The sequence below is a fragment of the Sphingobacterium sp. UBA2610 genome, assembly GCF_002339225.1.
GTDB lineage: Bacteria > Bacteroidota > Bacteroidia > Sphingobacteriales > Sphingobacteriaceae > Sphingobacterium > Sphingobacterium multivorum.
Map to the genome: position 1 here is coordinate 478,389 of NZ_DDKA01000019.1, position 11,400 is coordinate 489,788.

Consider the following 11,400-nt stretch of genomic DNA (forward strand, 5'->3'; position numbering starts at 1 on the left):
ACAATAAAAAGAAACAGCAGCTAAGCCACTGTTTCTTTTTTATTCCCTTTAAAGGAGAAATATATCGCCGCCCCTATTCCCAATACTAGAACAATAGACGAGATTAAAGTCAATACATTACCCAATTTGTGCGACTCTGGATCAAAAACAAATTCTACCTTATGCGTTCCTGCAGGTAACTGCAGTGCTCTTAAGATATAATCCGCACGAATAATAGGCGTTTCCTTTCCATCCACATAAGCTTTCCACCCTTTATCGTAAAATACTTCAGAAAATACCGCAAAGGCATCATTGGCAGATGTATATTCATATTGCATTTTATCGGGATGGTAGGAGGTCAACTTAATCTCTCCTGTCGTTGAAGCATTCGAAGTTTTAGCCTTAATCTCATTTTGATATTGTTGATTCACAAAGGCCTCCTTATGTGGGTCAAACGAACTGATTGCCTGCATTTCTTCGGCATTTCCTTTTACAAAACTTACCCGATCTACAAACCAAGCATTTCCTGCAGCTGTACTTCTTCTTACAATACGTTGTGACTGATTCTGAGGATCTGTCGTAATCAAATAACGTACGTTGAACATATCCAATACATCTTCGTTAAGGGCGCCATTAAATTGATTTTCCAAAATTTCCTGGAAACGCATTAATTTTGCTGCATGGTATCCGCCTAAGGATTTATGGAAGTAGGACGGCCGGGCATCCGAAAACGGATCTGAAGTCAAGTCAAGTACGCGGTAGCTTGGATCTTTATCCATTAAGATCAATTGATCCACTTCACGTTGTTGGAATACTTGCTGTGCTGTAGCACCCTTCTCCATAAAAGATTTGTCATTCAAGAAGCGCTTATCTACACTCCATAAATCAAACAGGAATAAGACGAGCAAAGCCCCTAATAATACACCCTCGCTCAGTTTTTTCTTTAAAAAGACCCAAACGAATCCAAAGGTCAGCAAAACAATGAAAAAAGAACGGTAGGCATCTTTACTCGCGATATCTTTGCGATCCAGAACCAACTGGTTTGCCAACTCTGTCGCAAAGGCCTTATCACCGATTTGACGCTCTAACATTTCTACCAAATTGCTATGCCCCGCATTTCCAAAATTCAAAAAGAGATCCGGCATTATGGCAATCAACAGACAGACTCCACCGACTCCAATAAAAGTATATAAGATTTTTTTATCTAAGTTTGGTATCTCCTTAGCACGTGTTAACAGTTCATTTAATGCCATAATCGCCATCATTGGCACGGTAATAGAAACCACAACAAGAATAGATTCAACAGCCCTAAACTTATTGTACATGGGGAAATAGTCAAAGAACAGATCCGATACAAGGGTAAAGTTTTTTCCAAATGACAAAAGCAATGCTAAAATGGTTGTTGCCAAAATCCACCACTTGAAGCGATCCTTGACAATAACAAGGCCCAACACAAATAGGAAGAAAACTCCTGCCCCAAAATACCATGGTCCCGAAGTAAAACGTTTGTCGCCCCAATAGGTTGGCATGCCTTGCGCCATCTGGCCAGCTTGAATCTCCGACGCCCCTCCTCGTTCCATTAAGAACTTAGCGACATGTGATTTCTCGTCCAATTGTCCTCCAGTTGAACCACCATAGGCATTCGGAATTAAAAAGGTAATGGTTTCACCAATCCCTTGGCTCCACTCATAGGCATATTCTTTATCAAGCCCTTTCTCTTTAGCATTGTTGTTATCAACCTTCGTGATATTGGCATGCCCACGCGTACTTAATTTACTATATTCCCAAGTCGGCAATAAAATAGATGCATTTACCATCAAAGCGATGACCACTGCAATAATCTGCCTTCCTGAAGCTATAAAAAAACCTTTTAATTGCTTTTGTTTAAGTGCATCGATGAACGTGAAAATCACGTATACCATGAGGACAATCAACAGATAATAGGTTGTCTGTAAGTGATTGACGCGAATTTCCAGCGAAAGAAACAACGCCAATAATACAGGCCCCCACAATTTACTTCCCCGGTAACACATAATAACCGCAGCAATAACAGGCGGAATAAATGCGATTGCATTGGCCCTTGTTATATGCCCAGCTTCAATATAAATAAAATTATAGGATGTAAATGCAATGGCTATTGCGCCGACTGCGGCAAGCCAGGGTTTGATCCGTAAGACACTAAAAAGGAAATAAGCCCCCAACAAATAAAATAGCACCGTATCCATTGGGCTCGGAAAGGCGAACTTAACGGCTTTTAAGAAATAGGTACCAATGTTATTCTCATTTTCTTGCCAAATTTGATAAGTCGGCATTCCGCCAAACATCGAGTTAGTCCATAAGGGCGCTTTACCATCCTTTGCCTTAAAATCAAATAATTCCTTCTGCGCCGCCTGCGCCTGTACCACATCCGACTGCGCCAGTGTTTTTCCTTGCCAAACAGGGGTAAAATAAAAAAATACGAGCGCAATAAATATCGCAATAACGATCAAATGTGCTGAATTCGCCTTAAACCAATTTTTCATCCGTATAAATTTGTCATTTTAAGGTGATGAATATATCTAATTTATTCAACTTACCAAATAATCGTTCATTCATAACTTGCTTTTCGTTGTATCTATGAACACATTATATGCGGTTTGATAAATCTCGATGATTTCATTTACCTTCTTAGGTTGTTTAAAAGTCTTAAAAGCCAAACTTAGATAAATTTGTTTTTATATACAATTATAATTATCGCTCAGTGTCCTGTTAACAGCAGGGTATTAACTGTATTGACTCGGCAATCGATCGCTCTTCCTTTTAAATACATAAATAGAAGGTGTCTAGAAAAACCGGGCCAAGCCTTTGGGCACTCAATAGCTGAAATGTTGCCTTAGCGAGGGACACATAAAAAAGGGAGCAAAATTTTTTGCCCCCTTGTAATTAAGATCTCATTTTTACCGCCGTTCCCGTTGCGCCCACCATCATCATTCCTCCTGTTCCTACCGTCTGGAAGTCCAGTCGAACCCCAACGACCGCATCAGCGCCCAAGGCGCGTGCACGGTCTTCAAGTTCACGCAGCGCTGCTTCACGGGTTTCCTGGAATGCGCGTTCATAAGAGTTGGATCTTCCGCCAAAAAAATCGCGAAAACCCGCCATCATATCCTTGATTGCATTTGCCCCCAGAACTACTTCGGAAGAGACTATTCCCAAATAGCGTTCAATTTGGTGTCCCTCAATAGTACCTGTTGTTGTCAATAACATATTTTATTCTCCTTTTTGAATTAACTTATTAATATTGGATAGCTCACCAAAAACAACCAAAATATCACCCTCTTCCATGATCGTTTCCGATGCGGCAATTCCTGAAGCTTCTTTTTGTTCTTTAGTCACACCATCCTTTTTCATTTCTGTAATTTTCACGGTGGTTAAGACGATCACCTTGTATAAATTCGTCAGGTTCGCTTCACGCAAGGTCATCCCCACGTAACGCGCCGGAACTTTAGTCTCCACAATAGAGTATTTATCCGAGACTTTAAACGAATCGACGATATCAATATTGTCTAAACGCATTGCCAACCGCTCAGCAGCCTCTTCTTCCGGCATGATATATTCATTGATTTCCATGGCCTCCAACACAGTTTTTTGTAAATCTGAAACAATACGACCAATGATGCGTTTAACTTTCAACTGTTTTAAGAGCGCCACGGTCATGAGCGAAGCTCCCTCATCCTCTCCAATTGCAACAATGACAGCATGAGCATCTTTAAGCGGTAATGACGATACCGCTTCTCGGTCGGTTGTATCTAGGCATACCGTGTGCGTTATCTTGTCCTTTAATTGTTCAACGATACTGAGATTTCGGTCGGCACCAATCACCTCATGCCCGAGTTCAGTAAGATGTACCCCTAAAGAACGTCCAAAATGCCCCAATCCTAAAACAATATACTTCATATCTCAAACTAAAATAAATTTACCTTTAATTCCAAGCTATCTTTCAATTTATATGCTCATATTCCGCTGATAAAGCCATCAAATTTAGCCAAAACGGTCACTTGTCTGCTTAAAACAAGATTTTTTCTTCCGGAAATACAATATTTCTCCGGATTGTATTTTTAATAAAAGCTACCAATAGCGTCAACATCCCAACACGTCCAACAAGCATTGTCAACGCAATAATTAATTTGCCCCCCGTACTGAGCGACGGTGTAATCCCCAAACTTAATCCACATGTTGTATAGGCTGATAGTGATTCAAAGAGGAGTGCTTTCATACTCTTATCGGGATCTGTAAAAATGAGCACAAAAAAACTGAATCCAACCACAAAAAACGATAATAAAATAATCGCAAAAGCCTTGTTAACAGACTCGCCTGCTATTCGCCTTTTAAAAATCTCTATATATTCTTTTCCTTTAGCCAGCGAAACAATATTCAACAGTGAAACAGCAACGGTAGTTACCTTTACTCCCCCACCAGTAGATCCGGGAGAGGCCCCGACCCACATCAGCAGCATAATCAAAAAAACAGTTGGTGGCCCAACAAAACTCAAATCAACACTATTGTAACCTGCCGAACGTGCCGCATTGGCCATAAAGAAGGAAGTCGCCCATTCCCCATCGATTCCCTTTTCAAGAGAAAGTGTATTCCCTCGCTCCAAGAAATAGAAAAACAAAGTGGCACCTACAATAATAATCGCATTACAGACCAGCACCAATTTAGAATTAAAGCTAAAGCTCCATGCTTTATGCTTATAGTTTTTCTTTGTGATCCATCGGTGATAATAAAGCAATATGGATTCTTTCATATAGGTGTAGAAATTCAATACTATTCCAAACCCCAAACCGCCCAGAATGAAAAGCGAGGACAATGCCAATTGGAACGGATAATTGAATTTATAGGCTTCATGGGTAATTCCTCCAGATAAAATCGAAAATCCAGCGTTACAGAATGACGAAATGGAATGAAAGATCGAAAAGAAAACCATGCTCCCCAAATTTGGAAAATTAGCACTTTCCAAGGTACTAAAGATCAGTATCGCTCCAAGCAATTCAAACAGCAGCGTAATAAAGATCATGGTCAATAAGGTTTTAATGACGGAGGCTACTTTATTTTCACCTAAAATTTCACCAAACATCAATTGATTCTTAAATGAAAATCCACCCGAAAAAAAATAACCAAAAAAACCTGTAAATGTCATAATACCTAATCCTCCAACCTGTATCAAGACAATGACCACAGTTTGTCCGAACATGCTAAAATTTGTTGAAATATCGGCAACCGACAAGCCCGTGATACAAACAGCGCTTGTTGCCATAAATAAGGCGTCCACAAAACTTAACGGAGCTTCTACCGTGGTCCGCGGCAACATCAAGAGTACCGTGCCAAGCAGGATAAGAGCGAGGAAACTGATGACAAATAATATGGTCGGATTAAAATAAAAATTATCAAAGAAAAGTGTGCTCTTCGACAGCTCCGCGATAAAAATTAGATAGATTCCGAGATAAACCCACTGTTCTCTTGAAAAAACAGCGAGTGCTCCAAACCCTGCAAAACGGGCAATAAGAATAAATACAAAGTAAATGAGAATAACCAAGCCCGAGTAATGCTCCACAGCAATTTTTTTGAGTGCGTAAATGGAGGATGACTCGCGGAGAGCAATCATGAAAAAGAGCACAAAGAATAGATAATGAATTGTTTTACCCAGCAATTTCCCTAATGCAGGATCAGTAACATAGCCTACATTAAATAAAACGATTGCAGCGCAAATCATGCTCACATAGAACATGATTTTGTCTACAAGCCCATTTTTATATTTGAAAACAAATCGGATAAAACTTAAAATCGAATCTATCATAATGTCTCAAACTAAGATAAATCTGTCAATAAATGCAAATCTATCTCCGTTGTGTTTTTTGGCACGCCGACTTAACCAAGGCAACCTTTTCACGTGAAACGGGTCTTTAATTTCCCGCCCCTTCTTTCTCGAGTTCCTTTTCAGCCTTTTCACGGTCACGCTTCCTTTTCTCTTCAATCTTTGCCGCCTCTTTGGCCTCATCTTCTTTTTCTTCCTTCAGCAACTCCTCAGGCGTTTTGTGCTTCTTAAATATACTTGAAATCATTTTCTTGGCCTTGCTGATTCCCCCAACGACTTTTTCAACTTTTCCAGCTGTGTTCATCAGTTTAGCTTCCCGTTCTGGACCAAGGCCGACACATTGCTTAATTCCAACCAACAAAGTCTGCCACATCGCTTTAAAAAATGGATGATTGGGGTCCCTGCGCTTATTGATATGCCCTACCGTATATTTCCCGTATAAATCCGGATTGCTCGGATTAAACAACACCTGATTAATCATAAAAGACAGCAGCCCCTTTTTTTCTCGACGACCATCATCACCTGGCTCCGACAGGATATTAACTTTGAGATCATCATAATCCATTTTAAAGGTTCCTTTACTACGGTAATCGTTGGCCCATATGTCAAATGTAATCTGACTGAGATTGCCCGATTTAACCTCAACATTTAACAATGGCCGGATCATTTTATTAACGACTGTTAGATCCATTTTCCCAAGTGTGCCCTTGTAGGTATAGGCCCCAACTTTAGAGGTCATATCAAAAACGAAGTTGGTAGAAAGCTTGCCTGCATTCATAAAATTGCTGCTCAAATTTGCACGCATGAGCTTCTGCTTAAGCAATTTTGTCGAATCATTTGTCACATTCAATATCGTACCATACGTGTGATCAAAAGTAATGGTACCGATTTGACTATACTCATCACTCATTTCAGCATACGTAATTCCTATATTATCTAAAATCAATGAATCAATTCCCAAGCGTGTCGACATCTGCATTAATTTCATGTGCGGAGCATTTCCAATCTGACTGGTGGGTGGGCTTTTATAATGTTTATCACTATAAATCGAAAGAGAACCATTTTTTAAGCGTGCATTTTGTGCATATATTTTCTTATCACGGGAAAGCTCGGCAAAATTGAATCCCGTCAAAAGCAGGGTATCCATTTTCAGCACCATATAGCTTCCACCTTCACCTTTCTTTCGGTAATATGCAGCCTTATTCAGCGTCGGCTGATAAGCAACTTTAGTCAAGAGGACATTGCGATTTTTACTATTGATTTTCAACTGATCAAAGTTTATCTTATAAAACCCGTCCGGAGTTTTATAGGTAAAACCAGGCACCTCAATATCAATCATTTTCGTATGATAAAAGCGCTGCTTGTCTCGCTCAGAAGTCGAATCGATTAAAACGTCATCTATACGAACCTTGACCTTCTTGACTTCGAAATCTTGATACACCCCTTTTTGGACCTGCGTATATTTAAAATCGATATCATTCAAATTGACAGCCCGAACCTGAATTTTTTTCAGATTATCCTTTATCTTCTCATACAATGGTTTTTTAGGTCCCCTACTCACCGTATCGTTATAACGGTGTACCTCATTGATGACATGAATCGTTGGTGTTTCGACGGTGATATCATTCAAAAAAAGTTCCTTATCCATTAATACCCTTCGGATACCAAAGCTTTTTATTTTCAGCCTATTGATGGAAATTTCAAAGCGGTTATCTGGCGCTTTTTTGACCAACTCCAACTTTTTATATACGGAACTGTCTGAGACGAGCTGCAGATTGTCTATTGTTATATTGCCTAATAATAGGTTGACGTGGATATCGTCGTATGTAATAGTATACAAATTGTCCGTTGCTTGAGACACCAGCTGCTTGATTTTAGTATCTAAAAGGGGCTTCCACTTACTGCTAAAATACCAAATACCACCAGCCAACGCCAGTAGGATAAACGCTACAATACCAAGAATCCATTTGAAAATAGGCTTCATAAAGTCACAATCTCTTTGTAATTTCGTCTTTATTTTATTGAATAACAAACAAAATTAAGCCCATTTTGTTTGAATTACGACTAAATAAAGTGAATATGCTGCGTAAAACACAACTATTTTTATTTCTTGTACCACTATCTCTACTTTTTTTAGGTTCCTGCACCAAAACAAAACATGAAACGGGCTTCTATTTTTGGAAGACCGTATTTCTGTTAGATACCGCAGAAAGCCGCTCCTTAAAAGAAATTGACGCGAAATCTATCTATGTCCGCATCATGGATATTGATCTCGATCCATCCGGTGTACAAGCCGTCCCTATTAGCCCCATTACGTTTACGCAACCTGTCCCCAAAGAACAGCAATTGATTCCTGTAGTATTCGTCAACCAAGGTGTTTTTGCAGAGATGGATAGCCTGCAGATCAGGGGAGTGGCAAATAAGATTGTTCCGTTTGTGACGGCTAAAATACAACAAGCTGGGAAAGAAAAATTTACCAAACTCCAACTGGACTGCGATTGGACAAAGACATCCCGTGATAAATTTTTCTATCTGCTCAGCTATTTGCAGCAATTACCGGCATTAAAAGATGTTATCGTGAGCGCTACGCTGCGGCTCCACCAAGTCAAAAATACGGTCACCAGCGGAATTCCGCCTGTGAAAAAAGCGATGTTGATGTGTTACAACATGGGAAATCTCAGACAATTTGGCAATCAGAACTCCATTTTAAATCAACAGGACCTCAAGACCTATCTAAGCGGAACATTACGCAACTATCCCATGGAAATGGATATTGCATTACCGCTATTTCAGTGGTTTGTCGTTTTCAGAAATAATAATTATATCGGTATTTCAAAACATATCAACGAAGAGGATATTAAAGACTCGGGGTTATTTACCCATAACCCCAATACGAACCTCTATATTTTAACAAAGGATCTCCCAAAAGCAAACCTTAAAAAGGGAGATGTTATACGTTTTGAATCCATCAATCAGGATGAACTCCTACAAACGGCAAAATTTTTGAAGGGAGAGCTGAAAGGAAAAGAACACCGGATTATTTTTTATCATTTAGATCAAGCTACACTAGCAAACCATGGCAATGCCGAATTACAAAAAATTATTGCTGCTTTCTAGCACTACATTAGCTTTCTTCTTTGGAGAGATTGCAACCAATATCGCCTGTGGTCCTGAAGTGGATCCTTACGACAATCAAACGACCTATTATCTCCCCAATCTGGAGGACAATGGATTTTCTGCCTTTCAATTCATCCCCTACCAATTTCTTTATACGGAGGAAGCACCAGTCAAAGAAAGTTTAATCAATTCCGAAACTTGGGTGAAGCACCTCGGCTCCCAGGTCAAGGTTAAGGATGTCGAGCAATTGATGTACAACAGCAACGCTGCAACCGCTAATTTAGCGAGCAATCAACAAAAGTCGACTTGGATCAACCTGCCAGATTCCATTAAAGGAAATACGTTCTTAAGCACATTGATTGACGGAAAACATGAAGCTGAACGCGCTTATTTTATGTTCACCAAAAAGCAGGAACCCATCACGAATATTCAACATAACTATTGGGATCCGGATACCCGAAATTTCAAAGAAATCACACAATTAGCTGAACTCGCCGAACAGCAGATCCCCAAGTACCCCAAAAATAGCTTTCTCTATATCCGCTATGCTTATCAATCTGCCCGTTTATATCTATTTGGGCAGGAATACGCCAAGAGCATGACGATTTATGAAAAGTACCTGCAATCTGCTAAGGGAGACGAAGCTATCCTCAATTGGGCACTATCCAACTATGCGGGGGCTGTCCGCAAAAATGGTGATCCTGCAAGGGCAGCTTATCTCTTTTCCAAATTATTCACCGCCAGTCCGGAAAGGCGTATCCTCGCATATGCTAATTTCCATTATATTACAGCCAGCGATGCCGAGATATTTCAATATGCAAAAAATGATGCCGATAAATTCAACATCAATGCGATCATTGGCTTTGGAACAAGTGACTATGCCCTGAAATATCTGAGCGACTGCTATCAGCTCGATCCTGCTAACACCGTCAATGCGGTACTATTAGGACGCGAAGTCAATAAGATAGAAACAGAAATGAACGAGTCTTTTTACCTCAGTAGCGATAATTATAATTACTACAGTAAAAATGACGATAAAGGAAAGGTTAAGCTACATCTGGATTCGCTCCGCAATTTTGCGCTAAAACTTTATCGCGACAAAAAATATGTTCAACCCCAATTGGGCCTTATTACTGCTGCCTACCTAAGTTGGATGAATAAGGAAAATACTTTAGCAAAAGAATACCTTGCTGGAATAAAAGAGACTGACCTCAGTCCAAAATTGATTGATCAGCTTCAAATTACCCGATTGCTCACACAATTGACGGACTGGCAAAGCAGTAAGCAGCTGGATGAAGTTCAATTGACCAAAACCTTATCGTGGTTAGAAGAAAAAGCAAAACTAGATGGTAAAGAAGATATCCGCAAACAAAACTGGGGTTATAGTGCTTTTGAATACAGCAACTATAGTTTAATCTGCCGGAACATTTTACAAAATCTTGTTGTAAAACACTATATGAACACACAAGACACCGCTATGGCTAGTTTAGCTGCTGTAAAGGCAGATGCTTTTTACAACTATGGCTTTGTGAAAGACTCATTGGAAGATAATATGCAGTGGACAACAATGCACTTTTGGGAAAATAGCCTTACACCTAAAACGCTGTTAAAAATAAGGAATTTATTGTCGGACAATTCCCAACAGAACACCCTGTCTAAATTCTTATTGAAAGATATCAAACATTTTAATAGGGATTATCTCACCGAATTACTGGGTACAACTTATTTGCGCGAACTGGATTTCCAAAAAGCAGCAAAAACATTAGCAGCACTTCCTAAAGACCATAAAATAAAGGAAATTAAAAACTGGTATAGCACGGATGAAGATGACATCAAACCCAACCCCTTTATTGTGACGATAAATGACTATCCAAAAAAATACGGAAAGGAAAATACAACCAAACTAAAATATGCTGAACGGATGGCGCGGTTGGAAAATGCGATAAAAACGGAAAAAGACAATCAGAAAAAAGCGGAATATTACTTTCAAATGGCTACAGGTATCTATCAGACAAGTACCTACGGCAATGCATGGTCCATCGTATCCTACGATTGGTCATCGACAGATAACCATGCTCCCTCGACACTCCATTGGCAACGAAACTACCTACAGACTAAATCGGCTAAGGAATGGTATAGCAAAGCGCGCGCGCTCAGTTCCAATAAAGAATTCAAGGCTAAATGCACTTTTATGCTGGCCAAATGCGAACAAAAGGATTTTGTTTATACCAATGAATCGCGTTGGCAGTATTATGATTCACCTTTGAAAAATCCTTTTTATCGCTTTTCAATGCAAAATAGGTACTTCAAAGAATTGAGCACACAATATAAAGATACCCCATTCTTTACCATCGCGTCAAAAGAGTGTACCTATCTTCGCGACTTTTTAAACTTGACACAAGCGATACAATAAGGGCTGCCGCCTAACTTGCTTTATAAAAATATAGCGCCTT

General features: G+C 39.6%; 7 protein-coding genes. 2 read left to right on the plus strand and 5 right to left on the minus strand.

What is annotated here, in order from left to right; genetic code table 11:
* Positions 1-20 precede the first annotated feature (20 nt).
* The 5 genes from B4Z47_RS14710 to B4Z47_RS14730 form a co-directional block, all read right to left on the minus strand.
* Complete coding sequence (locus B4Z47_RS14710) at positions 21-2,501, minus strand: YfhO family protein (RefSeq protein WP_070560936.1); 2,481 nt, start codon at positions 2,499-2,501, stop codon at positions 21-23.
* A gap of 400 nt (positions 2,502-2,901) precedes the next feature.
* Positions 2,902-3,222 carry a YbjQ family protein gene (locus B4Z47_RS14715; RefSeq protein ID WP_046673052.1) on the minus strand — a complete coding sequence of 107 codons (321 nt, stop codon included), beginning with the start codon at positions 3,220-3,222 and terminating at the stop codon, positions 2,902-2,904.
* A 3-nt stretch (positions 3,223-3,225) separates the two neighbouring features.
* Complete coding sequence (locus B4Z47_RS14720) at positions 3,226-3,912, minus strand: potassium channel family protein (protein WP_046673051.1); 687 nt, start codon at positions 3,910-3,912, stop codon at positions 3,226-3,228.
* A gap of 109 nt (positions 3,913-4,021) precedes the next feature.
* The gene (locus B4Z47_RS14725; RefSeq protein ID WP_254667626.1) at positions 4,022-5,812 is read right to left on the minus strand and encodes a TrkH family potassium uptake protein; all 1,791 of its coding nucleotides are present in this window, start codon (positions 5,810-5,812) and stop codon (positions 4,022-4,024) included.
* 106 nt (positions 5,813-5,918) lie between these two features.
* Positions 5,919-7,814, minus strand: coding sequence for a hypothetical protein (locus B4Z47_RS14730; protein ID WP_286727446.1), 1,896 nt, complete (start codon positions 7,812-7,814; stop codon positions 5,919-5,921).
* Between the two features lie 95 nt (positions 7,815-7,909).
* On the opposite strand from B4Z47_RS14730, the gene B4Z47_RS14735 reads away from it, so the two are divergent.
* Both B4Z47_RS14735 and B4Z47_RS14740 read left to right on the plus strand, forming a co-directional pair.
* Positions 7,910-8,947: a hypothetical protein gene (locus B4Z47_RS14735; RefSeq protein ID WP_286727448.1), complete on the plus strand. Its 1,038-nt coding sequence runs from the start codon at positions 7,910-7,912 to the stop codon at positions 8,945-8,947.
* Positions 8,907-11,360 carry a hypothetical protein gene (locus tag B4Z47_RS14740; protein WP_286727450.1) on the plus strand — a complete coding sequence of 818 codons (2,454 nt, stop codon included), beginning with the start codon at positions 8,907-8,909 and terminating at the stop codon, positions 11,358-11,360. The genes B4Z47_RS14735 and B4Z47_RS14740 overlap by 41 nt, the downstream gene beginning before the upstream one ends.
* Positions 11,361-11,400: the final 40 nt, after the last annotated feature.